Annotated in this window: 28 protein-coding genes and 1 other RNA gene; 12 read left to right on the plus strand and 17 right to left on the minus strand. The window is 67.7% G+C overall.

Features of this window, described 5'->3' with window-relative positions:
• Positions 1-12 precede the first annotated feature (12 nt).
• Positions 13-424: RNase P RNA component class A (gene rnpB, locus LXM88_RS08220), an RNA gene on the plus strand.
• A 70-nt stretch (positions 425-494) separates the two neighbouring features.
• On the opposite strand, the gene LXM88_RS08225 is transcribed toward rnpB, so the two are convergent.
• Positions 495-959, minus strand: a complete 465-nt coding sequence (locus LXM88_RS08225) for an OsmC family protein (protein ID WP_072436316.1) — start codon at positions 957-959, stop codon at positions 495-497.
• Positions 960-1,380: 421 nt separating this feature from the next.
• Entirely contained in the window at positions 1,381-1,686 is a 306-nt protein-coding gene (locus LXM88_RS08230) for a DUF1090 family protein (RefSeq protein WP_262540948.1), read from the minus strand.
• A gap of 311 nt (positions 1,687-1,997) precedes the next feature.
• On the opposite strand from LXM88_RS08230, the gene rplM reads away from it, so the two are divergent.
• The 3 genes from rplM (at position 1,998) to erpA (ending at position 3,419) form a co-directional block, all read left to right on the plus strand.
• The gene (gene rplM / locus LXM88_RS08235; protein WP_041490553.1) at positions 1,998-2,426 is read left to right on the plus strand and encodes a 50S ribosomal protein L13; all 429 of its coding nucleotides are present in this window, start codon (positions 1,998-2,000) and stop codon (positions 2,424-2,426) included.
• A gap of 10 nt (positions 2,427-2,436) precedes the next feature.
• Positions 2,437-2,829, plus strand: coding sequence for a 30S ribosomal protein S9 (gene rpsI, locus LXM88_RS08240; protein WP_006476904.1), 393 nt, complete (start codon positions 2,437-2,439; stop codon positions 2,827-2,829).
• A 218-nt stretch (positions 2,830-3,047) separates the two neighbouring features.
• The gene (erpA, locus tag LXM88_RS08245) at positions 3,048-3,419 is read left to right on the plus strand and encodes an iron-sulfur cluster insertion protein ErpA (protein WP_034182738.1); all 372 of its coding nucleotides are present in this window, start codon (positions 3,048-3,050) and stop codon (positions 3,417-3,419) included.
• Positions 3,420-3,521: 102 nt separating this feature from the next.
• On the opposite strand, the gene LXM88_RS08250 is transcribed toward erpA, so the two are convergent.
• Positions 3,522-4,670 (minus strand): anhydro-N-acetylmuramic acid kinase, encoded by a 1,149-nt coding sequence (locus tag LXM88_RS08250; protein WP_262540970.1) that lies wholly within the window; start codon positions 4,668-4,670, stop codon positions 3,522-3,524.
• A 142-nt stretch (positions 4,671-4,812) separates the two neighbouring features.
• Between LXM88_RS08250 and tyrS the strand changes: the two genes are divergently transcribed.
• Genes tyrS through LXM88_RS08265 form a run of 3 tightly spaced genes read left to right on the plus strand, consistent with a single transcriptional unit; the run spans position 4,813 to position 7,195 of the window.
• The gene (tyrS, locus tag LXM88_RS08255; RefSeq protein ID WP_262540972.1) at positions 4,813-6,054 is read left to right on the plus strand and encodes a tyrosine--tRNA ligase; all 1,242 of its coding nucleotides are present in this window, start codon (positions 4,813-4,815) and stop codon (positions 6,052-6,054) included.
• Positions 6,051-6,509, plus strand: a complete 459-nt coding sequence (dtd, locus tag LXM88_RS08260; RefSeq protein WP_011350959.1) for a D-aminoacyl-tRNA deacylase — start codon at positions 6,051-6,053, stop codon at positions 6,507-6,509. Before tyrS ends, dtd begins: the two co-directional genes overlap by 4 nt.
• Before the next feature lie 23 nt (positions 6,510-6,532).
• Positions 6,533-7,195: a histidine phosphatase family protein gene (locus LXM88_RS08265; protein WP_262540978.1), complete on the plus strand. Its 663-nt coding sequence runs from the start codon at positions 6,533-6,535 to the stop codon at positions 7,193-7,195.
• A 69-nt stretch (positions 7,196-7,264) separates the two neighbouring features.
• Here the strand turns inward: LXM88_RS08265 and LXM88_RS08270 are convergent, their stop codons facing one another.
• The 9 genes from LXM88_RS08270 to LXM88_RS08310 all read right to left on the minus strand — a co-directional run bounded on the left by LXM88_RS08270 (position 7,265) and on the right by LXM88_RS08310 (position 16,512).
• Positions 7,265-8,218, minus strand: a complete 954-nt coding sequence (locus tag LXM88_RS08270) for an oxygenase MpaB family protein (RefSeq protein ID WP_262540980.1) — start codon at positions 8,216-8,218, stop codon at positions 7,265-7,267.
• A 24-nt stretch (positions 8,219-8,242) separates the two neighbouring features.
• Positions 8,243-9,313 carry a Holliday junction branch migration DNA helicase RuvB gene (gene ruvB / locus LXM88_RS08275; protein WP_262540982.1) on the minus strand — a complete coding sequence of 357 codons (1,071 nt, stop codon included), beginning with the start codon at positions 9,311-9,313 and terminating at the stop codon, positions 8,243-8,245.
• 108 nt (positions 9,314-9,421) lie between these two features.
• On the minus strand, positions 9,422-10,003 hold the full coding sequence (ruvA, locus tag LXM88_RS08280) for a Holliday junction branch migration protein RuvA (protein WP_006401679.1): 582 nt from the start codon (positions 10,001-10,003) through the stop codon (positions 9,422-9,424).
• 156 nt (positions 10,004-10,159) lie between these two features.
• The gene (gene ruvC / locus LXM88_RS08285; RefSeq protein WP_096472469.1) at positions 10,160-10,702 is read right to left on the minus strand and encodes a crossover junction endodeoxyribonuclease RuvC; all 543 of its coding nucleotides are present in this window, start codon (positions 10,700-10,702) and stop codon (positions 10,160-10,162) included.
• Positions 10,703-10,853: 151 nt separating this feature from the next.
• Positions 10,854-12,419, minus strand: a complete 1,566-nt coding sequence (gene purH / locus LXM88_RS08290; RefSeq protein WP_262540994.1) for a bifunctional phosphoribosylaminoimidazolecarboxamide formyltransferase/IMP cyclohydrolase — start codon at positions 12,417-12,419, stop codon at positions 10,854-10,856.
• Between the two features lie 44 nt (positions 12,420-12,463).
• Positions 12,464-12,697 carry a Fis family transcriptional regulator gene (locus LXM88_RS08295; protein WP_017333386.1) on the minus strand — a complete coding sequence of 78 codons (234 nt, stop codon included), beginning with the start codon at positions 12,695-12,697 and terminating at the stop codon, positions 12,464-12,466.
• Positions 12,694-13,761, minus strand: a complete 1,068-nt coding sequence (gene dusB, locus LXM88_RS08300) for a tRNA dihydrouridine synthase DusB (protein WP_262541002.1) — start codon at positions 13,759-13,761, stop codon at positions 12,694-12,696. The genes LXM88_RS08295 and dusB overlap by 4 nt, the downstream gene beginning before the upstream one ends.
• A 137-nt stretch (positions 13,762-13,898) precedes the next feature.
• Entirely contained in the window at positions 13,899-15,086 is a 1,188-nt protein-coding gene (locus LXM88_RS08305; protein ID WP_262541004.1) for a UbiH/UbiF/VisC/COQ6 family ubiquinone biosynthesis hydroxylase, read from the minus strand.
• 40 nt (positions 15,087-15,126) lie between these two features.
• Entirely contained in the window at positions 15,127-16,512 is a 1,386-nt protein-coding gene (locus LXM88_RS08310; RefSeq protein WP_262541005.1) for an aminopeptidase P N-terminal domain-containing protein, read from the minus strand.
• A gap of 185 nt (positions 16,513-16,697) precedes the next feature.
• Here LXM88_RS08310 and LXM88_RS08315 point away from each other — a divergent pair, with 185 nt between their 5' ends.
• Entirely contained in the window at positions 16,698-17,309 is a 612-nt protein-coding gene (locus LXM88_RS08315) for a glutathione S-transferase family protein (RefSeq protein WP_096473131.1), read from the plus strand.
• Between the two features lie 105 nt (positions 17,310-17,414).
• Here the strand turns inward: LXM88_RS08315 and LXM88_RS08320 are convergent, their stop codons facing one another.
• A complete protein-coding gene (locus LXM88_RS08320) occupies positions 17,415-19,034 on the minus strand; it encodes an FMN-binding glutamate synthase family protein (protein ID WP_262541006.1) in 1,620 nt (539 codons plus the stop codon).
• Between the two features lie 191 nt (positions 19,035-19,225).
• Positions 19,226-19,996, minus strand: a complete 771-nt coding sequence (locus tag LXM88_RS08325; protein WP_262541007.1) for an NAD(P)H-dependent oxidoreductase — start codon at positions 19,994-19,996, stop codon at positions 19,226-19,228.
• Between the two features lie 74 nt (positions 19,997-20,070).
• On the opposite strand from LXM88_RS08325, the gene LXM88_RS08330 reads away from it, so the two are divergent.
• On the plus strand, positions 20,071-20,445 hold the full coding sequence (locus tag LXM88_RS08330) for a winged helix-turn-helix transcriptional regulator (RefSeq protein WP_262541008.1): 375 nt from the start codon (positions 20,071-20,073) through the stop codon (positions 20,443-20,445).
• 65 nt (positions 20,446-20,510) lie between these two features.
• Here the strand turns inward: LXM88_RS08330 and mnmA are convergent, their stop codons facing one another.
• The gene (gene mnmA / locus LXM88_RS08335; protein ID WP_262541009.1) at positions 20,511-21,659 is read right to left on the minus strand and encodes a tRNA 2-thiouridine(34) synthase MnmA; all 1,149 of its coding nucleotides are present in this window, start codon (positions 21,657-21,659) and stop codon (positions 20,511-20,513) included.
• A complete protein-coding gene (locus tag LXM88_RS08340; RefSeq protein WP_049030822.1) occupies positions 21,656-22,165 on the minus strand; it encodes an NUDIX hydrolase in 510 nt (169 codons plus the stop codon). Before LXM88_RS08340 ends, mnmA begins: the two co-directional genes overlap by 4 nt.
• Positions 22,166-22,451: 286 nt before the next feature.
• Between LXM88_RS08340 and LXM88_RS08345 the strand changes: the two genes are divergently transcribed.
• The 3 genes from LXM88_RS08345 to LXM88_RS08355 are packed head-to-tail and all read left to right on the plus strand — an operon-like array spanning position 22,452 to position 25,380.
• Positions 22,452-23,591 carry a Re/Si-specific NAD(P)(+) transhydrogenase subunit alpha gene (locus tag LXM88_RS08345; RefSeq protein ID WP_262541012.1) on the plus strand — a complete coding sequence of 380 codons (1,140 nt, stop codon included), beginning with the start codon at positions 22,452-22,454 and terminating at the stop codon, positions 23,589-23,591.
• 11 nt (positions 23,592-23,602) lie between these two features.
• On the plus strand, positions 23,603-23,929 hold the full coding sequence (locus LXM88_RS08350; RefSeq protein WP_034182754.1) for an NAD(P) transhydrogenase subunit alpha: 327 nt from the start codon (positions 23,603-23,605) through the stop codon (positions 23,927-23,929).
• Entirely contained in the window at positions 23,926-25,380 is a 1,455-nt protein-coding gene (locus LXM88_RS08355) for an NAD(P)(+) transhydrogenase (Re/Si-specific) subunit beta (protein WP_262541015.1), read from the plus strand. The genes LXM88_RS08350 and LXM88_RS08355 overlap by 4 nt, the downstream gene beginning before the upstream one ends.
• A gap of 87 nt (positions 25,381-25,467) precedes the next feature.
• On the opposite strand, the gene LXM88_RS08360 is transcribed toward LXM88_RS08355, so the two are convergent.
• Positions 25,468-26,388 (minus strand): LysR family transcriptional regulator, encoded by a 921-nt coding sequence (locus LXM88_RS08360; protein ID WP_262541016.1) that lies wholly within the window; start codon positions 26,386-26,388, stop codon positions 25,468-25,470.
• Positions 26,389-26,402: the final 14 nt, after the last annotated feature.

The raw sequence follows: 26,402 nt of genomic DNA on the forward strand, positions 1-26,402 counted from the left end.
AATGCGCGTCGCAAAGCAGGCCAGGCAGTCGCGGCCTCGCCGCCTTCGGGTGCGCGGGGGCGAGGAAAGTCCGGACTCCACAGGGCAGGGTGATGGCTAACGGCCATCCGTGGCGACACGCGGAACAGGGCAACAGAAAGCAAACCGCCGATGGCCCGGCGCAAGCCGGGATCAGGTAAGGGTGAAACGGTGCGGTAAGAGCGCACCGCGGCGACGGCGACGTTCGCCGGCACGGTAACCTCCACCCGGAGCAATTCCAAGTAGGCAGGCGCGCATCTTCGGATGCAGGATGGGGCCCCCGTCTCGTCTGCGGGTAGGAAGCTTGAGCGCGTCAGCAATGGCGCGCCTAGAGGAATGGCTGCCACGCGTTGTGCGCTTCGGCGCGCAGCGTGCACAGAATCCGGCTTATCGGCCTGCTTTGCCGTTCGAATGCGAAAGGGCCGGCGTCTCCTTGCGGAGCGCCGGCCCTTTTTACATGTGCGCGTGCCGTGCGATCAGGCGGCGACGATGTCGAACGAATGCGTGAGTTCGGCCGTCTTCGCGATCATGATCGACGCGGAGCAGTACTTGTCGTGCGACAGGTTGATCGCGCGTTCGACCGTGGCCGGGTTCAGGTTGCGGCCGGTGACGGTGAAGTGGAAGTGCACCTTCGTGAACACCTTCGGATCTTCGCTCGCGCGCTCGGCCTTCAGCGTGACCGAGCAGCCGGTGACTTCCTGACGGCTCTTCTTCAGGATCAGCACGACGTCATAGGCCGTGCAGCCGCCGGTGCCGAGCAGCACCATTTCCATTGGGCGCGGCGCGAGGTTGTGGCCGCCGCCTTCGGGCGCGCCGTCCATCGTGACGAGATGCCCGCTTCCGGTCTGCGCGGAAAACGCCATGCCGTCCTGACCCATCCAGCTTACTTTGCATTCCATGCTTGCACTCCAGCGTTGCCTGATTCGGATTCGATCCGGCATTGTAGCCCGCAGCGCTTCGGTCGGCTGATGCGGTGCACGACGTGCAATGCCGGGGCCGCGCGCGCGGCGCGCGACCGCGTGCCGAACGGCAATTTCCCTGCGGAATTTAGGGGTTTTACTCTACGGGTGGTATACTTTCGATTGCTCTGATCGAGTTCAGGTGATTGATTTTAAAGGGAAAATCAATTATTCTCGTTGGTCGCACGATATTTCGCATTATGGTGTTTGATTTCGTAATGCAAATTTTCTTGTGCAGCCAGCGACGCGTTCGTATAATGAGCCTCATTGGTTGTCGCGCTGCGGCAACCTCCGAATGTCTCCTCCACCCTCCTCCTAAGGTGGATTAAGCCCGAACCAGCCGTTCGGGCTTTTTTTCGTCCCATGCAAACATCGGCGCGCGGCTTGCGCGCCCCGGCAACCGTTACGCGGGTTGCCGTGCGACCGGCTGCAATGTCGGGTCGGGCGGCGTGCCGCGCGAGCGTGCATCGGGTGCCGGCGCCTGCACGGCCGACGCATGGCCGTGACCGCGTGCGCAGAAGTGGCGGACGCGTTCGCGCACCGCGCGCAGGCGGGCGACGCGATCCTCGGCATGGGCGGTCCGGGCTTCGGCAATACGCGCATCGAGCGCGTCGAGCTTGGCTTCGCAGCCGGCGTGGGCGGAGCGGGCAGGCGCTGCGGCGGCCAGCAGCGCGGCCGCGAAGAAGGGCGTAAGTCGTTGTTTCATCATGCTTGTTTGTTGTTTTCCGGGTTCGGCCAGTCCGGCGCGGCAAGGTCATGTGCCGCGCGTCGATGGGTGCCTCCCCGGGCGCTCGGTTCGCCTGGTTGGTCGGGGCACGACCGGATTTTGGCCCATTTCGGGCGCCGCGGACACGGGACGTGGATTCCCTTTGACCGCGTCGCCGTATTTCCTTTATAATTCAGGGCTTTTCCGCATTCATGCCCACGGAAAAAGAACAGGGAGAGCCTGCACCGCGCCTCGAAGCGCACACAGACAAGCAGGACGAACACATCGGGCAAAGCATTTTTTTTGGATCGATCATGAAGACGTTTTCCGCAAAAGCCCATGAGGTGACGCGCGAATGGTACGTGATTGACGCGACGGATAAGGTTCTCGGCCGTGTTGCCAGCGAAGTGGCACGCCGTCTGCGCGGCAAGCACAAGCCTGAGTTCACCCCGCACGTCGACACTGGTGATTTCATCATCATCGTCAACGCGAGCAAGTTGAAGGTCACGGGCAACAAGACGCTGGACAAGAAGTACTACCGTCACTCGGGCTACCCGGGCGGTATCTATGAAACGACGTTCGGCAAGATGCAAGAACGCTTCCCGGGCCGCGCGCTCGAGAAGGCGGTCAAGGGCATGCTGCCGAAGGGCCCGCTCGGTTACGCGATGATCAAGAAGCTGAAGGTCTACGCAGAAGCGACGCATCCGCATTCGGCTCAACAGCCGAAGGCGCTCGAGATCTAAGGGGACCCACATGATCGGTAACTGGAACTACGGTACGGGCCGCCGCAAGAGCGCAGTCGCACGTGTCTTCATCAAGGCTGGCAAGGGCGACATCATCGTCAACGGCAAGCCCATCGCTGACTACTTCTCGCGCGAAACGTCGCTGATGATCGTGCGTCAACCGCTGGAACTCACGAACCACGGCCAGACGTTCGACATCAAGGTGAACGTGAACGGCGGCGGCGAAACGGGTCAGGCTGGCGCAGTGCGCCACGGCATCACCCGTGCACTGATCGACTACGATGCGACGCTGAAGCCGTCGCTGTCGAGCGCAGGCTTCGTGACGCGCGATGCGCGTGAAGTCGAGCGTAAGAAGGTCGGTCTGCGCAAGGCACGCCGCGCCAAGCAGTTCTCGAAGCGTTAATTCCGCTTCATGGCCGCGCCGCTTCCGGGCGGCGTCCGCCGGAAAAACCGCCAGCTTTCGCGCTGGCGGTTTTTTTATGCCCGCTGCCAGGCCCGTGCAGCGGCGGCTCGCGCGGGCAGGTTTGGTGAAATCGACAAGAACCTATTGATTTCATGGACTTCAGCACGATCTTCTGATCGGCCCTACAATAGCGGCTAAAGCTTTTTGGAGAGTTCGCAATGAACGCTGTTACCGAATCCGCAGCAACGACGACCGAAATGCCGCTTCCGTTCGTCTTCACCGACGCAGCGGCCGACAAGGTCAAGCAACTGATCGACGAAGAGGGCAATCCCGACCTGAAGCTGCGCGTGTTCGTGCAGGGTGGCGGCTGCTCCGGCTTCCAGTATGGCTTCACGTTCGACGAGGAAGTCAACGAGGACGACACCGTGATGAACAAGAACGGCGTCCAGCTCCTGATCGACTCGATGAGCTATCAGTACCTGGTCGGCGCCGAGATCGACTACAAGGACGACATCAATGGCGCCCAGTTCGTGATCAAGAACCCGAACGCGACCACCACCTGCGGGTGCGGCTCGTCGTTCTCGGTCTGAGCGCACGGCAGATCCGCGCCGGTTCGCCGGAATGAAAAACGGGGCTTCATGCCCCGTTTTTTAATGCCTGTGCGCGGCGCCCGCCGCGCGGCAGATATCGCGTCAGCGCGGGTAGAGCGCGCCGAGCACGCGGTCGCCGGCCGCACCGGTGACCGTCGCGAGATTGCCGGGCTGGCGCGCGGTGAAGCGGTACGCGAGCCACGCGAACGCGAGGGCCTCGACCTGTTGCGGCGGCACGCCGAGCGCGGCCGTCGTATCGACCGTGGCCGGCACGCCGGCCTCGCGCAGCGCGTGGCGGAGCGCGTCGAGCAGCACCGGATTGCGCGCACCGCCGCCGCACACGAAGACGGCCTTGCAGCCGGGTGCGTGCTGCGCGATCTCGCGTGCGACCGACACGGCGGTGAGCGCCGTGAGGGTCGCCTGCACGTCCTCCGGCACGACCTGCGCGAATGCGGCGAGCTTTGCGTCGAGCCACGCGGGATTGAACAGGTCGCGTCCGGTGCTTTTCGGCGGCGGCGCGGTGAAATACGGCTCGTCGAGCAGCGCATCGAGCAGCGGCGCGTGCACGGTGCCGCGCGCGGCGAATTTGCCGCCGTCGTCGTACGGCTTGCCGAGATGGCGGGTCGCCCATGCGTCGATCAGGGCATTCGCGGGGCCGCAGTCGAAGCCGCGCACGTCGCCGCCTTCGCCGGGCAGGATCGTGATGTTGCTGATTCCGCCGAGGTTGCAGACGACACGCGTCTCGCCCGGCGCACCGAATACCGTCGCATGGAACGCCGGCGCGAGCGGCGCGCCGTGGCCGCCGGCGGCCACGTCGCGGCTGCGGAAATCGGCGATCACATCGACCTGGGTCAGCTCGGCGAGCAGCGCCGGGTTGTTGAGTTGCCGCGTATAGCCGCGCTCGGGGCGATGGCGCACCGTCTGGCCGTGCACGCCGATCGCGCGGATCTCGTCGCGCGACAACCCGGCGGTGCGCTGCAATTCGTGGCAGCACACCGCGTAGCGCGTGACAAGCGCGTTCGCCGCGAGCGATTCGCGGTCGATCTCGTTGTCGCCGGGCTGCTGCAGCGCGAACAACGCGTCGCGCAGCGACTGCGCGAAGCCGACGAACGCTTCCGCGAGCACGGCCGGCGCCTTGCCGGCCTCGAAACGCACGGCGACGCCGTCGACGCCGTCCATGCTGGTTCCCGACATCAGCCCGAAGTAGATGCCGTCGGCCGGATGGGCGCTTTGCGGCTGTCGTTGCGGCACGTTGGGTTCTCCTGGATCGTGCGGCGCGGGCCCGTGCCGCGCGCCTTGCGCCCGATTATCCGCGCAACGTGACGCGCCGTTAAGCGATGCGCGCGCAAGTTATGGGAAAATCCCTGTTTTTGCGACATTCTTCCTGGCACCGATGAGCACCGAACCCAGTTCCAAGCCCGTTTTCCCGATCACCGACGAAGTCCGGCATGCGCTCGCCGTCACGAAGCGCGGCGTCGACGAACTGCTGATCGAGGAAGAGTTCGCGCAGAAGCTCGCGCGCAGCGCGGCCACCGGCACGCCGCTTCGCATCAAGCTCGGCCTCGACCCGACCGCGCCCGACATCCACATCGGCCACACGGTCGTGCTGAACAAGATGCGTCAGCTTCAGGATCTCGGCCACACGGTGATCTTCCTGATCGGCGATTTCACGTCGCTGATCGGCGATCCGTCGGGCCGCAACGCGACGCGCCCGCCGCTCACGCGCGAGCAGATCGAGTCGAACGCGAAGACCTACTTCGAGCAGGCCGCACTCGTGCTCGATCGCGACAAGACCGAGATCCGCTACAACAGCGAATGGTCGATGCCGCTCGGCGCGGACGGGATGATCAAGCTCGCGTCGCGCTACACGGTCGCGCGGATCCTCGAGCGCGAGGACTTCACGAAGCGCTTCCAGGGCGGCGTGCCGATCTCGATCCACGAATTCCTGTACCCGCTGATGCAGGGCTACGATTCGGTCGCGCTGAACGCCGATCTCGAACTCGGCGGCACCGACCAGAAGTTCAACCTGCTGGTCGGCCGCGAACTGCAGAAGCAGTACGGCCAGGAACAGCAGTGCATCCTGACGATGCCGCTGCTCGAAGGCCTCGACGGCGTCGAGAAGATGTCGAAGTCGAAGGGCAACTACGTCGGCATCAGCGAGAAGCCGACCGACATGTTCGGCAAGCTGATGAGCATCTCGGACACGCTGATGTGGCGTTACTTCGAGCTGCTGTCGTTCCGCGGCATGGACGAGATCATTGGCTTCCGGCGCGAAGCCGAGGCAGGCCGCAACCCGCGCGATTTCAAGGTGTTGCTCGCGCAGGAAATCGTCGCGCGGTTCCACTCGCAGCCGGACGCCGAGCGTGCGCTCGAAGACTTCAACCACCGCGCGAAGGGCGGCGTGCCGGACGACATCCCGTCGGTCACGCTCGCGGGCGCGCCGCTCGCGATCGGCCAGTTGCTGAAGCAGGCCGGCCTCGTGCCGTCGACCAGCGAAGCGCTGCGCAACATCGAGCAGGGCGGCGTGAAGATCGATGGCGCGACCGTGTCGGACAAGGGCCTGAAGGTCGAGGCCGGCGAGTTCGTCGTACAGGTCGGCAAGCGTCGCTTCGCGCGCGTCACGCTGACCGCATGATCGCGCTGATCCAGCGTGTGAAGCGCGCCGACGTGCGCGTCGGCGACCGCACGACGGGCGAGATCGGCGCGGGCCTGCTCGCGCTGGTCTGCGCGGAGCGCGGCGACACCGACGCGGCGGCCGACAAGCTGCTCGCGAAGATGCTCGGCTACCGCGTGTTCAGCGACGCGGCCGGCAAGATGAACCTGCCGGTGTCGAATATCGACGGCGAGGGCCGCGCAGGCGGCCTGCTGCTCGTCTCGCAGTTCACGCTGGCGGCCGATACCAACAGCGGACTGCGCCCGAGCTTCACGCCGGCCGCGCCGCCCGACGAAGGCGCGCGGCTGTTCGACTATTTCGTCGCAGCCGCGCGGGCGCGCCATCCCGTCGTCGAGACGGGCGAGTTCGGCGCCGACATGCAGGTGTCGCTCGTCAACGACGGCCCCGTCACGTTCTGGCTGCAAGTGCGGCCCTGATGCTTCCCCGGAGACGCGCCGCGATGGCCACCACGCAGATTCTTTTCATCCGCCATGGCGAGACGGCCTGGAACCGCATCAAGCGCATCCAGGGGCATATCGACATCCCGCTGGCCGACACGGGGCTCGCGCAGGCGCAGCGGCTGGCCGCGCGGCTCGCGAAAGAGGCGCGCGAGGGCGCACGGATCGACACGGTCTATTCGAGCGACCTGATGCGCGCGCAGCAGACCGCACAACCCTTTGCCGATGCGCTCGGGCTGCCGCTGCAGTTGCGCGACGGGTTGCGCGAACGCTCGTACGGCGCGTTCCAGGGGCACGACAGCACCGAGATCGAGACGCTGTTTCCGGACGCGTACGCAGCCTGGCAGACGCGCGATCCGGGTTTCGCGCCGGAAGGCGGCGAGTCGCAGCGTGCGTTCTATCACCGCGTGCTGCATGCACTCGAACCGATCGTCGCCGCGCATCCGGGCGGCCGGATCGCGTGCGTCGCGCATGGCGGCGTGCTCGATTGCGTGTACCGTTTTGCGAACGGTCTCGAACTGTCGGCGCCGCGCAATTACCAACTGCTCAATACGAGCATCAACGTCGTCGATTACGTGGATGGCCGCGCGCAGGTCGTGCAGTGGGCCGACGTGTCGCACCTGGACGCCGAGAGCGACGACGACGGTTATCGCAAGGTGCTCTGAGCGAGCACGCAGGGCCTGACCGGCATGGCCGGCCGGGATTTCCCTTCTTCGTGCGCGAGAAGCGGATCGTCAGGCGGGCGGGGCGCCGTCTGGCGGGGGCGCGGTCGCGCGACGGCGCGCACGCTTCGACGCGCCGTTGACGAGCGCCCAGCGCAGCACGGGTGCGACGGCCCGTACGCCGGGCCGGACCACCGCGCGTCGCAACGGCGCGAACGTCGATACGCCGAGCATGCGCTGCGCCCACGGCGGCAGCAGGTCGATCCCGGCATGCACCATCAGCGACGCGGCCGGCCGCAGCGCCGGCTTCGCCACCGGCACATTCAGCAGGATGGACATCACCTCGAAGGTATGCGGCCCGGCCTCGAGTTCGGGCTGCATGCGCGCGAGATACGCGGCGACCTCGACGCGCGAACGCGGCACCTCGTGTGCGCCGAGCAGTTCGGCGACCAAGGCCGTTTCGGCGTAATAGCGGTCCTGCAATTCGCCCGACAGCGCCGGATTCACGTAGCACAGGTGCGCGGCGAGGAAGCTCGATACTTCCGCGATATGCACCCAGGTCAGCAACGCCGGATCGTCGGCGCGGTACGGCCGACCGTCGGGTGCGGTACCCGATACGCGCGCGTGGATCGTTTTCACGCGATCGATCAGCGCGAGTGCGTCCGCGCGACTGCCGAACGTCGTGCCCGTGATGAACGTGGCGGTGCGCCGCAAGCGGCCGAGGATGTCGGTGCGAAACGACGAGTGATCCCAGACGCCCGCGAGCGCGAGTGGATGGAGCGCCTGCAGCAGCAGCGCGGCGATGCCGCCTGTCATCATCGACGTGAAGTCGGCATGCACGCGCCAGCAGACGGCGTCGGGGCCGAACAGCCCCGGATCGCCGGGCGGTGAAGAGAGATCGAGCGACGGGCCGCCGCCGCCCACCGTCAGGTGCGTGACGCCGGCCACGAGCCGCTTGCGGATCGGCTCGGCCCAGCGCGGGCCCGGTGCGGGTGCGGCGGGGTGGCGGCTAGGCGGCGTGGTCATGGCTGGCGTGGCTCGGGCGGACGGTTACTTCCCGGCGGGCGTATCCCACATGCCGCGTTCGGTGCTGCCGGCGTCGGGCGCGGAGAGCCCGAAGTGGCGGTACGTCAGAAGCGTCGCGACGCGCCCGCGCGGCGTGCGCTGCAGGAAGCCCTGCTGGATCAGGTACGGTTCGAGCACGTCCTCGATCGTGTCGCGCTCCTCGCCGATCGCGGCCGCGAGGTTGTCGATGCCGACCGGGCCGCCGTCGAACTTGTGCAGGATCGCTTCGAGCAGCTTGCGGTCCATCAGGTCGAAGCCGACCGGATCGACGTCGAGCATCGCGAGCGCGGCATCGGCCACCGCCGCGGTGATCTGGCCGTCGGCCTTCACTTCCGCGAAGTCGCGCACGCGGCGCAGCAGCCGGTTCGCGATCCGCGGCGTGCCGCGCGAGCGCTTCGCGATTTCCAGCGCGCCGTGCGGATCGATCTGCGCGTTCAGCAGCGACGCCGAGCGCCGCACGATGCGCGACAGTTGCTCGGCATCGTAGAACTCGAGGCGCGCGACGATCCCGAAACGGTCGCGCAGCGGGTTGGTCAGCATCCCCGCGCGGGTGGTCGCGCCGACGAGCGTGAACGGCTGCAGGTCGAGCTTCACGCTGCGTGCGGCCGGACCTTCGCCGATCATGATGTCGATCTGGTAATCCTCGAGCGCCGGATACAGGATTTCCTCGACGACCGGCGACAGCCGGTGGATCTCGTCGATGAACAGCACGTCGTTCGCTTCGAGGTTCGTCAGCAGCGCGGCGAGATCGCCCGCGCGCTCGAGCACGGGGCCCGACGTCTGGCGCAGGTTCACGCCCATCTCGCGCGCGATGATGTGCGCGAGCGTCGTCTTGCCGAGACCCGGCGGCCCGAACAGCAGCACGTGATCGAGCGGCTCGGAGCGGCGCTTGGCGGCTTCGATGAAGATCTCGAGCTGGCCGCGCACCTTTTCCTGGCCGACGTAGTCGTCGAGCTGGCGCGGCCGCAGCGCGCGTTCGAACACCTCCTCGTGCGACGAGGTGGGCGTGGCGGCGATGATCCGCTGCTCGGTGGCGAGTTTGTCGGTTTCAATCATGCGGCCATTGTACCGCGCGCCGCTGTCCGGCCCACCTGGCCGAACGGCCGACTGGCGAGCGCCGCGCAGCTGCGCGACACTGGCTTCAACGGCCGGTTCGGCCGCGCGTTACGCCTTCGACAGCGCCTTCAGCGCGAGCTTGATGCCTTCGGACACGCCGGTGCCGGCCGGCACGTTCTTGATCGCGGCGAGGCCTTCCTTTTCGGAGTAGCCGAGTGCGAGCAGCGCGTTGAGGATGTCGGTCGCGTGGTCGGACGCCGACGCGGCGCCGGCGAGCGCGCCGAGGTCGGCGCCGAGCTTGCCCTTCAGCTCGAGCAGCAGGCGCTCGGCCGTCTTCTTGCCGATGCCGGGCAGGCGCGTGAGGCGCGCGGCGTCCTGCATCGTCACGGCCTGCGCGAGTTCCTGCACGCTCATGCCGGACAGCACGGCGAGCGCCATGCGCGCGCCGATGCCGGTGATCTTCAGCAGCTCGCGGAAGGTCGTGCGCTCCTGCGGCGTCAGGAAGCCGTACAGCAGATGCGCGTCCTCGCGGACGATCTGCTGCGTGAGCAGCACGACGCGCTCGCCCGTCTGCGGCAGGTTGTAGAAGGTGCTCATCGGCACGTCGATTTCGTAGCCGACGCCGTTGCAGTCGACGAGCAGGTGAGGCGGGTTCTTTTCGAGCAGGATGCCGGCGATGCGACCGATCATGGAGGGCGGGATACGAGGAAGAAAGCGCGAGTGTAGCGCACGCGCGGCGCAATGCGATGGGCCTGGCCGTCAGGCCGAGGCGATGTGCGTCGCGTGAGTGCCGCGTGCGGGCAAAAACGGCCGATCCGGTATGACGGGCGAGGGCGCGCGCTCGAATCAGCCGACCAGCCGCCCGCGCCGTACGCGCAGCCCTTTCTTCGCGAGCGCCGGCGCGAGGCCGCCGAGCGTGCTGAGCGTGTTGCCGCCGTGCGCATGGCAGATCGCCATGCCAAGCGCGTCGGCCGCGTCGGAACCCGGTTGTCCGGATAGGTTGAGCAGCCGCGTGACCATTTCCTGCATCTGCGTCTTGGTCGCGCGGCCGTAGCCGACGACGGCCTGCTTGAGCTGCAGCGCCGTGTATTCGGCGACCGGCAGCCCGCCCGCGACGAGGCCGCAGATCGCGGCGCCGCGTGCCTGGCCGAGCAGCAGCGTCGACTGCGGGTTCACGTTGACGAACACCTTTTCGATCGCGGCCTGGTCGGGCGCATGTTCGCGCACGATCGTCGACACGCCCTGGAAGATCGTGCCGAGCCGGGTGGCCAAGTCGGCCGTCGGCGTGCGGATCACGCCGCTCGTGACATAGGCGAGCTGGTGGCCGCTGACGTCGATGACGCCGAAGCCGGTGACGCGCAGGCCGGGGTCGATGCCGAGAATTCGCATGAGTGAGGAGGGAAGCGTGATGCAGCGATACTACAACGAATGGTGCGGCGAGCCGGCCGCACGGCTGTGCGCGCCGGCGCCGCGCAATAAAAAACCCGGCAGGTGCGACGCCGCCGGGTTTTCGTGTCGCAGCCGCGCGGGCCGCGTGCGATCAGTGACGGAAGTGGCGCACGCCCGTCAGGATCATCGCGATGTTGTGCTCGTCGGCTGCCGCGATCACTTCGTCGTCGCGCATCGAGCCGCCCGGCTGGATCACGCAGGTCGCGCCGGCCGCCACGACGACGTCGAGGCCGTCGCGGAACGGGAAGAACGCATCCGACGCGACGGCCGAGCCGGCCAGCGTCAGGCCCGCGTTCTGCGCCTTGATGCTCGCGATGCGCGCGGAATCGACGCGGCTCATCTGGCCTGCGCCGACGCCGAGCGTCATGCCGTTGCCGCAGAACACGATCGCGTTCGACTTCACGTACTTCGCGACGCGCCAGGCGAACAGCAGGTCGTCCATTTCCTTCGGCGTCGGGTGGCGCTTCGTGACGACGCGCAGTTCGTGCGGCTGCACGTTCTTCGAATCGAGCGACTGCACGAGCAGGCCGCCGCCCACGCGCTTCAGGTCGAATGCGTTATGGCCGTCGCCCAGCGCGATTTCGAGCAGGCGCACGTTCTGCTTCGCGGCGAACACCTGCTTCGCGGCGTCGGAGAACGACGGCGCGATCAGCACTTCGACGAACTGTTTCGCCACCGCTTGCGCGGCTGCCTCGTCGACTTCGCGGTTGAACGCGATGATGCCGCCGAATGCCGACGTCGGATCGGTCTGGAACGCCTTCGCGTAAGCGTCGGCCGAGTCGTTGCCGACCGCGACGCCGCACGGGTTCGCATGCTTGATGATCACGCAGGCCGGCGCGTCGAACGTCTTCACGCATTCCCACGCCGCGTCCGAATCCGCGATGTTGTTGTACGACAGTTCCTTGCCCTGCAGCTGGCGGTAGTTCGCGAGTGCGCCGGCTTGCGGTGCGATATCGCGGTAGAACGCCGCGCTCTGGTGCGGGTTCTCGCCGTAGCGCAGGTCCTGCACCTTGTCGAACGCCAGGTTCAGCGTCGCCGGGTATGCATTGCGCGATGCGTGCTTCAGCTCGTCGGTCAGGCTCGTCAGGTAGTTCGTGATCGCGCCGTCGTATTGCGCGGTGTGCGCGAACACCTTCGTCGCGAGGCGGAAGTTGGTCGGGTAGCCGACCGTGTTGCCGTTCGCCTTCATCTCGTCGAGCACGACCGCGTAGTCGGCCGGATCGACGACGACCGTCACGTCGCGGTGGTTCTTCGCGGCCGAGCGCAGCATCGTCGGGCCGCCGATGTCGATGTTCTCGATTGCGTCGGCGAGCGTGCAGTCGTCCTTCGCGATCGTCGCGACGAACGGATACAGGTTCACGACGAGCAGGTCGATCGTCGGGATGCCGTGCTGTTCCAGCGCTTGCATGTGCTCGGGCAGGTCGCGGCGCGCGAGGATGCCGCCGTGCACCTTCGGGTGCAGCGTCTTCACGCGCCCATCGAGCATTTCCGGAAAGCCCGTGTAGTCGGCCACTTCGGTAACGGGCAGGCCCGCGTCGGCGAGCAGTTTCGCGGTGCCGCCCGTCGACAGCAGCTTGACGCCGAGGTCGGACAGCGACTTCGCGAAGTCGACGATGCCGGTCTTGTCGGAAACGGAAATGAGCGCTTGCTTGATCATGATGGAACCACCAATAGCCAGGGAAACGGGGACGGGACGGCCGACTACAGCAGGCCGTGCTGCTGCAGCTTCTTGCGCAGCGTGTTGCGGTTGATGCCGAGGTACTCCGCGGCGAGCGACTGGTTGCCGCCTGCCTGGTCGAGCACGACCTCGAGCATCGGCTTTTCGACGCAGGACATCACCATTTCATAGACGTCGTGCGGATTGGAGCCGTCTAGATCCCGGAAATACACGTCCAGGCTCTCGCGGACACATTGTTCGATGTTGTGCTTGCTCATGCTGCTAACTGGTTATGGTCGTCCGACTCGCCCTGGCCGTTTTCCTCTTCGTCGTCGACGTAGACGAGATGGTCCGACAGCGCTTTTTGCGCCTCGAAGAATTCATTGACGGCGGCGAGCTGCTCGCGGGAGGAATCGAGCGTGTTCATCCTGTGCCGGAACCCGTTGGCACCGGAAAGGCCGCGAGTGTACCAGCCGATGTGCTTGCGCGCAGTACGGACGCCCGTGAATTCGCCATAGAACGCGTAGTGGTCTTCCAGGTGTTCGTTCATCACCTGCTGGATCTCGTCGATCAGCGGCGGGGGCAGCAGCTCGCCGGTTTGCAGGAAATGATCGATTTCACGGAACAACCACGGCCGGCCTTGCGCGGCACGACCGATCATCAGTGCGTCGGCGCCCGTTGCATCGAGCACGGCCTTCGCTTTTGCGGGCGACGTGATGTCGCCGTTCGCGACGACCGGAATCCGCACGGCCGCCTTCACGGCCGCGATGGTGTCGTATTCGGCATCGCCGCGGTACAGGTCGGCGCGCGTGCGGCCGTGCACGGTGAGCATCGAGATGCCGGCGGCTTCGGCGAGGCGCGCGACCGTGATCGCGTTCTTGTGCTCGCGGTCCCAGCCGGTGCGGATCTTCAGCGTGACGGGCACCGCATCGGGCCCCGTGCCGACCGCCGCGACGACGGCCTCGACGATCCGCTGCACGAGCGGCTCGTTCTGCAGCAGTGCGGAACCGGCCGCGACGTTGCAGACCTTCTTCGCCGGGCAGCCCATGTTGATGTCGATGATCTGCGCGCCGTTGTCGACGTTGTAGCGGGCCGCTTCGGCCATCATCGCCGGATCGGCGCCGGCGATCTGCACCGCGATCGGCTCCACTTCGCCTTCGTGGTTCGCGCGCCGCATCGTCTTCGCGCTTTTCCACAGCTGCGCGTTGGACGCGACCATCTCGGACACGGCGTAACCGGCCCCCAGCCGCTTGCACAGCTGACGGAACGGACGATCCGTCACCCCGGCCATCGGGGCGACGAACAGGTTGTTACGCAATACGTGAGAGCCGATAACGGGCATCGCAATGGCACCGCCCGCGACCGGCGCGGGCATGAAAAGGGCGGAGGGAAAACGCGCATTTTACCGTATTCCCATGCCCCGCCGATTTGACCCGGTTTGTGTGGTCCGGCTGGGCGCACCGCACGGTGCGCCGCGCGTCAGTTGCGCTGGCCGAACATCATCTGGCGCGCGATCGCCTTCTTGAGCGGCGGCACGAATTCGAGCACGGTGAGCGCGGCGCCGCGCAGCAGCGGGAGCGGGCCCGCGTCGATCGTGAACAGCCGCGCCAGCGTGTCGGTCGCGCCGATCGTGAAGCGCCGGTCGAGCGCGCGGCGCGCGTTGAAGGTCGCGAGCGCGGTCGCTTCGAAGCCCTGCGCGGACAGCGTGTCGACGAGCGTATGCGCATCGCGCAGCCCGAGGTTGAGCCCCTGGCCCGCGACGGGGTGCAGCGTCTGTGCGGCATTGCCGACGATCGCGACGCGGCCGCTGACGAGCGTCTGCGCGGCATTCAGCCCGAGCGGGAACGACGCGCGGCCCGCGATCGCGACGAACTGGCCCATGCGTTCGCCGAACGCGCTGCCGAGCTCGCGCAGGAACGCGTCGTCGGGCAGCGCGCCGCGCCGCGCCGCTTCGTCGGGCGTGCAGCACCAGACGAGCGAGTAGTCGGCCTGGCGCGGCCCGCCGAGCGGCAGCAGCGCGAGCGGGCCTTCGTGAGTGAAGCGTTCCCACGCGACGTTCGGGCGCGGCGCCGATACCGTGACCGTGCCGACGAGCGCGGTCTGCCCGTAGTCGCGGCGATGCTTGCCGGCGTCGGCGTGCTGTTCGTGGAACAGCCCGCCTTCGGCGTTGATGACGATGCGCGCGCGCAGCGTGCGCTCGCCCTGCGGGCCGTCGAGCGTCAGCGTGACGCCGTCGGCGTCCTGTTGCGGCGCGCGCGCGGTGGTCGACGTGAGCCAGTCGACGCGCGTGCCGCGCACGGCGCCCGCGAGCGCCTGCACGAGCGAGCCGTAGCGCACGACATAGCCGAGCGCGGCGAGATCGTGCTCGTCGCGATCGATCAGCGTGCGGCCGAAATGGCCGCGCTGCGACACATGGATATGTTCGATCGGCGTCGCGTCGGCAGGCCACGCGAGCGTGTCGAGCAGCACGTGGCTACCGTGCGAGACGGCAATCGCGCGCGGATCGCTCACGCTCGCGGCCGGTTCGCGCGCGTCGATCAGCGCGATCGACGCGTGCTGCGTTGCGCTGCGGCGCGCGAGCCAGCCGGCAAGCGCGAGCCCGACGGGGCCCGCGCCGACGATGGCGAGGTCGTAGTCCGGCGTGGCCGGGGAGGAAGCGGTCGTCATCTTGATTCGTGAAACGGGGGTAACGGTCGGCGGCGGCCGGTCATGCGCCCGCGCGCATCAGCGCTTCGATCTCGGCGGCCTCGACGGGCACGCCGCGCGTGATCAGCTCGCAACCCTGCTCGCGCACGATCGCGTCGTCCTCGATGCGGATGCCGATGTTCCAGTACTCGGGCGGCACGTCGTCGGCTGCGCGCACATACAGGCCGGGCTCGACCGTCAGCGTCATGCCGGGCTTCAGCGTGCGCCACGGCAGCGCGCCGTTGCCGTCGCGCTCGGCGAGCCGCTCGCGGTAGTCGCCGCAGTCATGCACGTCCATGCCGATCCAGTGGCCCGTGCGGTGCATGTAGAAGCGCGTGTACGCGCGCTCGGCAATCACGTCGTCGACGTTCGAGAAGCGCGCTTTCGGGATGATGCCGGTGTCGAGCAGCCCCTGCGCGAGTACGCGCACGGCCGCGTCGTGCGGCGCCTCGAACGGCACGCCCGCGCGCGTCGCATCGATCGCGGCCTGCTGCGCGGCAAGCACGATGTCGTACAGCGTGCGCTGCGCGGGCGAGAAGCGCCCGTTGGCCGGGAACGTGCGCGTGATGTCCGACGCGTAGCCGTCGAGTTCGCACGCGGCGTCGATCAGGATCAGGTCGCCGTCGCGCGCGGCCGCGTTGCCGGCCGGGTAGTGCAGCACGCACGCGTTCGCGCCGGCCGCGACGATCGAGCCGTACGCGGGCGCCTGCGCGCCGTGCTTGCGGAACGTATACAGCAGCTCGGCCTCGAGTTCGTATTCGCGAATGCCGGGGCGGCACACCTGCATCGCGCGGCGGTGCGCGAGCGCAGAGATGTGCGCGGCGCGCATCATGATCGCGAGTTCGTGTTCGTCCTTCACGAGCCGCATGTCGTCGACGAGCGGCGTGAGGTCGAGCATCGCGTCCGGCGCGGCGACGCCCGTGCGCGCCAGCGCGCGCACCGCGTCGATCCAGCCCGCGAGCTGACGGTCGAAGTCGGCCGAGGCGCCGAACCGGTAATGCACGGTGCCCGCGTCGGCGAGCAGGCGCGGCATCTCGGTGTCGATCACGTCGACCGCGAACGCCGCGTCGAAGCCGAATGCGTCGCGCGCGGCTTCGGGCCCGTAGTGGAAACCTTCCCAGATCTCGCGGTCGGCGTTCTTGCCGCGGCAGAACAGGATCGACTCCGGCGCGCCGTGCGGCGCGGCCGCGTTCAGCACCAGCACGGCATCCGGCTCGGTGAAGCCCGTCAGGTAGTGGAAGTAGCTGTCGTGCCGGTACGGGTAGGCCGTATCGCGGTTGCGCAGCAGTTCCGGCGCGGTGGGGACGATGGCGACGCCGCCGCCCGCGGCGCGCAGTGCGGCAAGCACGCGTTCACGGCGCTGGCGGTAGACGTCGACGGCGATGGCGGGGTCGAGGGGCGCATTCATCGTGCGATTGTAGCGCCGCGGGACGCGGCGCGTGAGAGAGGGGCGGGAAGCCGCGCCGGACGGCCCGCGCGGCGGCTGTTGCAAACCATCCACAGGCCGGCCGGGCGATTTTCTATCGCGCGACGCTGGCCGGTTATGATCGGCGACAACGTATACTCTCGGCGGTTCCCTTAAAAAGGCAGATGATGAAATTAATCGGTTCGCTCAGCAGCCCGTACGTCCGAAAGGCGCGGATCGTGCTCGCTGAAAAGAAGATCGACTACAAGCTGGAGCTCGAGAACGTGTGGGCGCCGGAGACGGATATTCATGCATCGAATCCGCTCGGCAAGGTCCCGTGCCTCGTGATGGAAGATGGTGCCGCGGTGTTCGATTCCCGCGTGATCTGCGAATACGTCGATACGCTGTCGCCGGTCGGCAAGCTGATTCCGCAGTCGGGCCGCGAGCGCGTCGAAGTGCGCTGCTGGGAAGCGCTGGGCGACGGCGTGCTCGACGCGGCGGTCGCGATTCGTCTCGAACACACGATGCGCGACGAGGTGCAGCGCAGCGCGAGCTGGATCGCGCGCCAGCAGCGCAAGATCGACGATGCGCTCGTCGCGATGTCGCAGGGTCTCGGCGGCAAGACGTGGTGCGTCGGTAATCATTACTCGCTTGCCGACATCGCACTCGGCTGCGCGCTCGGTTATCTCGACTTCCGGATGCCCGAGGTCAACTGGCGCGATCGCCACCCGAACCTCGACAAGCACTTCGTGAAGCTGCTGCAGCGGCAATCGTTCGCCGACACGCTGCCGCAGAACTGAGCCGCTGCCGGCCACGCATCCACGCATTCGGCAGACGAAAGAAAAGCGCCCCGCGGGGCGCTTTTCCTTTTGCCGGGCCGCCCGGCAGCGGGGCAGTCGCGAGCGTTATTCGATCGACGCGTACACGGCCTCGCCGAGCGTGAACGAATCGCTGCGCGCGATCGGCCACCACTTGTCGTACAGCGTGAAGCCGCAGGTGTGGCCGTCGAGCAGCGCGCCGGGCTTCAGGTACTTCAGCAACTGCGACATCAGCCGGACCTCGTGCGGCGCGATGCGCTGCACGATGTGATGCGCGCGCAGCTCGGACGGATGCGCGAGGCCGGCCGCCTGCACGAGTTCCTGCAGCGCGTGCAGCGTATTGCGGTGGAAGTTGTACACGCGGTCGGCCTTGTCGGGCACGACGAGCGCGCGCTGGCGCACCGGGTCCTGCGTCGCGACGCCGGTCGGGCAGCGGCCCGTGTGGCAGGTCTGCGCCTGGATGCAGCCGACCGCGAACATGAAGCCGCGCGCCGAGTTCACCCAGTCCGCGCCGATCGCGAGCGTGCGCGCGACGTCGAACGCGGTGATGATCTTGCCGCTCGCGCCGATCTTCACGCGATCGCGCACGCCGATCCCGACGAGCGTGTTGTGCACGAGCAGCAGCCCTTCCTGCAGCGGCACGCCGACGTGGTCGGTGAATTCGAGCGGCGCCGCGCCCGTGCCGCCTTCCGCGCCGTCGACGACGATGAAGTCCGGCACGATGCCCGTCTCGATCATCGCCTTCGCGATCCCGAAGAATTCCCACGGATGGCCGACGCACAGCTTGAAGCCGGTCGGCTTGCCGCCCGACAGCGTGCGCAGCCGCTCGACGAATTCGAGCAGCCCGCGCGGCGTCGAGAACTCCGAGTGCGTCGCGGGCGAGATGCAGTCCTTGCCCATCGGTACGCCGCGCGTCTCGGCGATTTCCGGCGTGATCTTGGCGGCCGGCAGCACGCCGCCGTGGCCGGGCTTCGCGCCCTGCGACAGCTTCACCTCGATCATCTTGACCTGCGGATCGGCGGCCTGCTTCGCGAACTTGTCGGGATTGAACGTGCCGTCGTCGTTGCGGCAGCCGAAGTAGCCCGACGCGATTTCCCAGATGATGTCGCCGCCGTTCTCGCGGTGGTACTTCGACAGCGAGCCTTCGCCGGTGTCGTGCGCGAAACCGCCTTTCTTCGCGCCGAGGTTCAGCGAGCGGATCGCGTTCGCGGACAGCGAGCCGAAGCTCATCGCCGAGATGTTGAAGATCGAAATGTCATACGGTTGCGCGCGATTCGCGCCGACGCGGATGCGGAAATCGTGGTTCGGCAGCTTGGTTGGCGCGAGCGAATGGCTGATCCATTCGTGCGCGACGGCCTTCACGTTCAGCTCGGTGCCGTACGGGCGATTGTCGGCGACGTTCTTCGCGCGCTGGTAGACGAGGCTGCGCTGCGCGCGCGAGAACGGTTTCTCGTCGGTGTCGTCCTCGACGAAGTACTGGCGGATCTCGGGGCGGATGAACTCGAACAGGAAGCGGAAGTGGCCCCAGAGCGGATAGTTGCGCAGGATCGCGTGACGGTCCTGTTTCAGGTCGTACAGGCCGAGCGCGACGAGGGCGGCGGGGATCAGGATCCACAGCCACGCGATCGCGTGCCGCGCGGCGAGCGCCGCGACGGCCACGAACAGCAGGACCGCGCACCACATCGCGAGATAGCGTCGGGAAAACATGGGGACTCCGTCGTAATTGTTCGGATGGCCGCCGCTCGCGAGCGGTCGCTCGGCGGCCTGCAGGTCGGTGCCCGCAGCGTCGCGCCGGGCCGGCGGGCGTGGCGCCCGTACCGTGCCTGGCCGCCGCCGGCGCCCACGATGGTCGAGAGTCTACTACGGGTCCCGTGAAGCTCGCGTTGCCGAGCCGGCGCTCAGCGTCCGGCGCCGGTGTGGCGGATGAACGGGCCGTAGGCGGGCGCGTCGCGCTTCAGCCGGACGCCGGCGTCGAAATCCGCGTCGCGGTTGAACGGCACCTGCGGCCACGCGTGCCAATCGCCCAGCCGCGCACGGTAGTCCGCGAGCGCTTGCGCGAGGTGCGTATCGCGGTGTCGCGCGGCGTCGCCGGCAAGATCGCCGCGAACATCGTGGATCAGGTGCGGTTCGAGCACGTCGAAGCCGACGTAGCGCAGCGCGTACATGATCGGCCACAGCAGCAGGCGCGTGTCGCCCTCGCGGCCGTCGGGCGCGCAGGCAGCGACCGACGATCCGGTCGTCACGCTCAGCAGCGCGCGGCGCCCGTGCAGCACGCCGCGGTCGTGGCGCCGGCGGCTGCTGTAGAGGCCGCCGTAGACGAATACGCGATCCATCCAGCCCTTCAGGATCGCGGGCGCGCCGAACCACCATAGCGGGAACTGCAGGATCAGCGCGTCGGCCTGTTGCAGCAGGCCGACGTGATGCGCGACCTCCGGCGCGAGCATGCCGCGTTCCCAGTGATGGCGCTGCTCGCGCTGCGCGTCGAAGCGCGCCGTGTCGAGCCGGCTCGCGTAGTGGCGCGGCGCCTCGCTCGGGTCGAACGTGTCGGCGTACAGGTCCGCGACCGTCGCGGCGTGGCCCGCCGCGCGCCATGTGTCGGCCGCCGCGTGGGCGAGGGCGACGTTGAACGATTGCGGTTCGGGATGGGCGACGACGATCAGCGCTTGCATGGCGGGCTCCGTGAGTGTGCGACGATGATGGCGGGCGGCGGCGGGGCCGCGCAATCACGCACCCGGAGGTAACCATGGCTTTTCCCGGCGACGTCTATGCGGCGGACTGCTCGGCGCGCGACGCGCTCGCGCTGATCGCCGGCAAATGGACGCTGCTGATCCTGCCGGCATTGGCCGAGCGGCCGCTGCGCAACGGCGAGTTGCTGCGGCGCATTGGCGGAATCTCGCAGAAGGTGCTCACGCAGACGCTGCGCGAGCTGGAGCGCAACGGGCTGATCGAACGCACCGCGATCGCCGCGCGGCGCGCGCATGTCGAATACCGGCTGACGCCGGTGGCGGGATCGCTGGTGGAGACGCTCGTGGCGCTCGACTGCTGGGCCGAGCGGCATTTCCCCGAGCTCGACGCGGCGCGCGAGCGCTACGATGCGGCCGTGCAGAACATGCGTTGAAAAGGAGGGCGGCCGCGGGCGCGGCCGCTTTCAGTCGGCGCCGCCTGCGCGGCGCCCGCGGCGCGTCAGCGTGCGTCCGCGAGCGCGGGCGCGTCGAGCGCCTGCCGGTCGCCGGTTGCCGCGCTCTCGATGATGCCGCCGCCGAGACAGATCTCGCCGTCGTACAGCACGGCCGACTGGCCCGGCGTGACGGCCCACTGCGCGGCGTCGAACGCGAGCGAGAAGCGCGCTTCGCGCTCCGGGCCGGGCGTGGCCGCGCCGAACACGCACGCGGCATCGGCCTGCCGGTAGCGCGTCTTCGCGCCGCACGCGAAGCCTTCGGCCGGCGGCTCGCCGGCGACCCAGCTCACGTTGCCGGCGACGAGCTGGCGCGACAGCAGCCACGGATGATCGTGGCCCTGCACGACATACAGCGTGTTCGACGCGATGTCCTTCGCGGCGACGAACCACGGCTCGCCGCTGCCGCTCTTGCTGCCGCCGAGGCCGATGCCCTTGCGCTGGCCGAACGTGTAGAACGCGAGGCCGATGTGCTCGCCGACGACCTTGCCGTCGGGCGTCTTCATCGGGCCCGGTTTCGTCGGCAGGTAGCGGTTCAGGAAATCGCGGAACGGCCGTTCGCCGATGAAGCAGATGCCGGTCGAATCCTTCTTCTTCGCGTTCGGCAGCCCGATCTGCGCGGCGATCTCGCGCACCTTGGTCTTCGGCATCTCGCCGAGCGGGAACATCGTCTTCGACAGTTGCGCCTGGTTCAGCCGGTGCAGGAAGTACGACTGGTCTTTCGTATGATCGAAAGCCTTCAGCAGTTCGAAACGCCCGGCGCGCTCGCGCACGCGCGCGTAGTGGCCGGTCGCGATCATTTCCGCGTCGAGCGACATCGCGTGATCGAGGAACGCCTTGAACTTGATCTCGGCGTTGCACAGCACGTCGGGGTTCGGCGTGCGGCCGGCCGAGTATTCGCGCAAGAACTCGGCGAACACGCGGTCCTTGTATTCCGCCGCGAAGTTGACGGCTTCCACGTCGATGCCGATCAGGTCGGCCACCGACACGACGTCGATCCAGTCCTGGCGCGTCGAGCAGTATTCGCCGTCGTCGTCGTCTTCCCAGTTCTTCATGAACAGGCCGACCACGTCGTAGCCCTGTTCCTTCAGCAGCCACGCGGTCACCGACGAATCGACGCCGCCCGACATGCCCACCACTACCCGGCGCTTGCTCATTTGTTGACCGCCTGACGTTCGAATGCCTCGGGGCGCGGCGCGACCGAATGCGTGTGCACGAAATCGAGCGGGATGCGCCGCCCGGCGAGATAGTCGTCGACGCAGCGCATCACCGCGGGCGAGCGGTGGCGCTCGCTGCATGCGCGCAGTTCGTCGGCCGTCATCCACAGCGTGCGGACGATGCCGTCGTCGAGCACGTGGCCCGCGACCGGCTCGCCGGCCGTGCCGCAGAACGTGAAGCGCAGGTAGGTCGCGCCGGCGGTGCCGGGGCGGTCGTAGTGCGCGAGATAGACGCCGACGAGCGCGTCGGGCGTGAACGGGTGCGCGGTTTCCTCGAGCGTCTCGCGGATCACGGCGTCGGCCAGCGTTTCGCCGGCTTCGAGATGACCGGCCGGCTGGTTGATGCGCAGGCCCGTCGAGGTTTCTTCCTCGATCACGAGAAAACGGCCGGCGTGCTCGACGAGCGCGGCGACCGTCACATGCGGGGTCCAGATTTCGGGTTTCATGGTTCGGCATTTTACCGGTTGCGCCCGAACGCTGCCCGGCGTCTGATCAGACGATAGACGAATCCGACCCTCGCAGATCATCCGTCCCGCCGATGCGCGGCGGCGCAGGCCGGGCTAATGTCTCATTCGCGCACGATCGTGCGGAATGTGCTGGCGCGACCACCGCTTTCGGTTAAAGTGCAGCGTGAATGCCGTTGCCCGTGAGCCGGTAAGTCAGCCTGTCCGGCTCGTTGTGCAGTAAAAATCGCAAGAAAAGAAATACTGACAATGACTGGAGGAACTGACGATGCATATTGGAGTGCCTGCTGAAACGCGGGCGAACGAGGCGCGTGTGGCTGCGACGCCGGAAACCGTGAAGAAATACGCGGCTGCCGGCCATCGCGTCAGTATCGCGAAAGGGGCCGGCAGCGCAGCCAGTTATCCCGACGAAGCCTATGCGGCCGCCGGTGCCGAATTGACCGACCAGTCGGCTGCTTTTGATGCCGACATCGTGCTGAAGGTCCAGGCGCCCACCGACACCGAACTGCCATCGCTCAAGCGCGGCTCCGTGCTGGTCGGCATGCTCGAGCCGTTCAACGGCGAGCAGGCGGCGAAACTCGCCGCGGCCGGCGTGACGGGCTTCGCGCTCGAAGCCGCGCCGCGCACGACGCGCGCGCAGAGTCTCGACGTGCTGTCGTCGCAGGCGAACATCGCGGGCTACAAGGCCGTGCTCGTCGCCGCGGCGCTGTATCCGCGCTTCTTCCCGATGCTGATGACGGCCGCGGGCACCGTGAAGGCCGCGCGCGTGCTGATTCTCGGCGCGGGTGTCGCGGGGCTGCAGGCGATCGCGACCGCGAAGCGGCTGGGCGCCGTGATCGAGGCATCCGACGTGCGGCCGGCCGTGAAGGAGCAGATCGAGTCGCTCGGCGCGAAATTCCTCGACGTCCCGTTCGAAACCGACGAAGAGCGCGAAGCCGCACAGGGTGTCGGCGGTTATGCGCGCCCGATGCCGCCGTCATGGCTCGGCCGCCAGGCCGCGCTCGTGCACGAGCGTGCGAAGCAGGCCGACATCGTGATCACCACCGCGCTGATTCCCGGACGCCCGGCGCCGACGCTGATCTCGGTTGAAACCGCGCAGTCGATGAAGCCGGGCTCGGTGCTCGTCGATCTCGCGGCCGGCCGCGGCCCGGAATTCGACGGCAGGAAGAGCGGCAACTGCCCGCTGACGGTCGCCGACCAGGTGATCGTGCACAACGGCGTGACGATCGCCGGCTACACGAACCTCGCATCGATGGTCGCGTCGGACGCGTCGGCGCTGTACGCGCGCAACCTGCTCGACTTCATGAAGCTGATCGTCGCGAAGGAAGGCACGCTGAACATCGACCTGACCGACGACATCGTCGCCGCGACGCTGCTGTGCCGCGACGGCGAAGTCGCGCGCAAATAACGGAGGAGACCATGGAAGTCATCAATCACACGGTGATCAACGTGATCATCTTCGTGCTGGCGGTGTACGTCGGCTACCACGTCGTCTGGAATGTCACGCCGGCGCTGCACACGCCGCTGATGGCCGTGACCAACGCGATCTCGGCGATCGTGATCGTCGGCGCGATGCTCGCGGCGGCGTTGACGGTCGGCGTGACCGGCAAGTTCTTCGGCACGCTCGCGGTCGCGCTCGCGGCGGTCAACGTGTTCGGCGGCTTTCTCGTGACGAGGCGAATGCTGGAGATGTTCCGCAAGAAGGAGCCCAAGCGTGTCGAGGGCGGCAAGGAGGGCGCGCGATGAGCATGAACGTCGTTACGCTGCTGTACCTCGTCGCATCGGTGTGCTTCATCCAGGCGCTGAAAGGCCTGTCGAACCCGAAGAGCGCGCGGCGCGGCAACCTGTTCGGGATGGTCGGCATGGCCATCGCGATCCTCACGACGGTCGCGCTGATCGTCAAGCAGGCGGCCTGGCTCGGCGCGAACCTGCCGCTCGGCCTCGCGCTGGTGCTCGGCGCGCTGATCATCGGCGGCGGTGTCGGTGCGTTCGTCGCCGCGCGCGTCGAGATGACGAAGATGCCGGAACTCGTCGCGGCGATGCACTCGCTGATCGGTCTCGCGGCCGTGTGCATCGCGTATGCGGTGGTGTCGGAGCCGGAAGCGTTCGGGCTCGTGCCGCAGGATGCCGTCGCGTCGAACTTCATCCCGTACGGCAACCGCGTCGAGCTGTTCATCGGCACGTTCGTCGGCGCGATCACGTTTTCCGGTTCGGTGATCGCGTTCGGCAAGCTGTCGGGCAAGTACAAGTTCAGGCTGTTCCAGGGCGCGCCGGTCGTGTACGCGGGCCAGCACCTGATCAACCTGATGCTCGCGATCGCGATGCTCGGCTTCGGCGCCCTGTTCGTCATCACGCAGGCGTGGCTGCCGTTCATCATCATGACGGCGATCGCGTTCGTGCTCGGCGTGCTGATCATCATCCCGATCGGCGGCGCGGACATGCCGGTGGTCGTGTCGATGCTGAACTCGTACTCGGGCTGGGCGGCGGCCGGCATCGGCTTCTCGCTGAACAACGCGATGCTGATCATTGCCGGCTCGCTGGTCGGCTCGTCGGGCGCGATCCTGTCGTACATCATGTGCCACGCGATGAACCGCTCGTTCTTCAACGTGATCCTCGGCGGCTTCGGCGGCGAGGCGGCGGCCGGCGGCGCGGCGGGCGCACAGGAGCAGCGGCCGGTGAAGTCGGGCTCGGCGGAGGACGCGTCGTTCATGCTCGGCAACGCGGAATCGATCGTGATCGTGCCGGGCTACGGCCTCGCGGTCGCCCGCGCGCAGCACGCGCTGAAGGAGCTGACCGACAAGCTGATCGAGAAGGGCGTCGACGTGCGCTATGCGATCCATCCGGTTGCCGGGCGGATGCCGGGGCACATGAACGTGCTGCTCGCGGAAGCGGAAGTGCCGTACGACATCGTGTTCGAGATGGAGGACATCAACGGCGAGCTGGGCCAGGCCGACGTGGTGCTCGTGCTCGGCGCGAACGACGTCGTGAATCCGGCCGCGAAGAACGATCCGAAATCGCCGATCGCGGGGATGCCGATCATCGAGGCGTACAAGGCGCGCACGGTGATCGTCAACAAGCGTTCGATGGCGGCCGGCTACGCGGGCCTCGACAACGACCTGTTCTACATGGACAAGACGATGATGGTCTTCGGCGACGCGAAGAAGGTCATCGAGGACATGGTGAAGGCCGTCGATTGACGCAAGCGCCGGCAACCCGGGCGCCTGCTTCGATGCAGGGCGGCCCGACCGGACGGGCCCGACCGGCGCAAGCCGGCCGGGCCTTTTTCATGGCGCGACGAGGTTCGCGATGCACGCGGCGATCGTGTCCCGCACGCGCACGATCGCCGGGTCGCGCTGCGTGCTCGTGCGCCAGCCGATTTCCACCGGATAGCGCGGCAGGTCGACCGGACACGCGAGTGCGCGCAGCGGCGTCGATTGCGCGATCGCGCGCGCCGCGTGCGCGGGAATCGTCGCCACCGCGTCGGAGCCGGCGAGCAGGTACGGCAACGCGGCGAAATGCGTGGTCGATGCCGCGACGCGCCGCTTGTGGCCGAGCGCGGCCAGCGCCTCGTCGACGATTCCGATCACGCCGCCCGACGACACGAGCAGGTGATCGCGCCGCAGGAAATCGGCGAGCGTGAGCGTGTGCGGCTGCCGCGCGCGGGCGGCCGGATCGATCAGGCACGCGTAGCCGCCCGTCGCGACCGCGCGCCGGCTGAGCCCGTTCGCCGAGAACCCGCCCGACGCGATCGCGAGATCGACGCCGTGCCGCAGCAGTGCGTCGCCGGCGATGCCGCTGTGCGTCTGCCGGAAGATCAGCCGGATGCCCGCGGCTTCCCGCGCGACCGCGTCGATCAGCGCGCGGCCGAGCGCGATCTCGAAGTCGTCCGACAGTCCGATCGAGATCGTGCGGCCGACGCGCTCGCCACCGTCGGCCGCGATCGCGAGGCTTTCGCGGCAGCGATCGAGCGCGTCGGACAGGATCGGCTTCAGCTCGTCCGCGCGCGGCGTCGGCGCGAGCCCGCGGCCGGTGCGCACGAACAGCGGATCGGCATAGATCACGCGCAGCCGCGCGAGCGCCGCGCTGACGGCCGACTGCGTGAGGCCGAGCCGCAGCGCCGCGCGGCTCGCGCCGCCTTCCTCGTACAGCGCCTCGAATACCTTCAGCAGGTTCAGGTCGAGGCTGGCGATATCATCCTGGTTCATGACACATATCGTTG

This window comes from Burkholderia sp. S-53 (genome assembly GCF_025560745.1).
GTDB lineage: Bacteria > Pseudomonadota > Gammaproteobacteria > Burkholderiales > Burkholderiaceae > Burkholderia > Burkholderia pyrrocinia.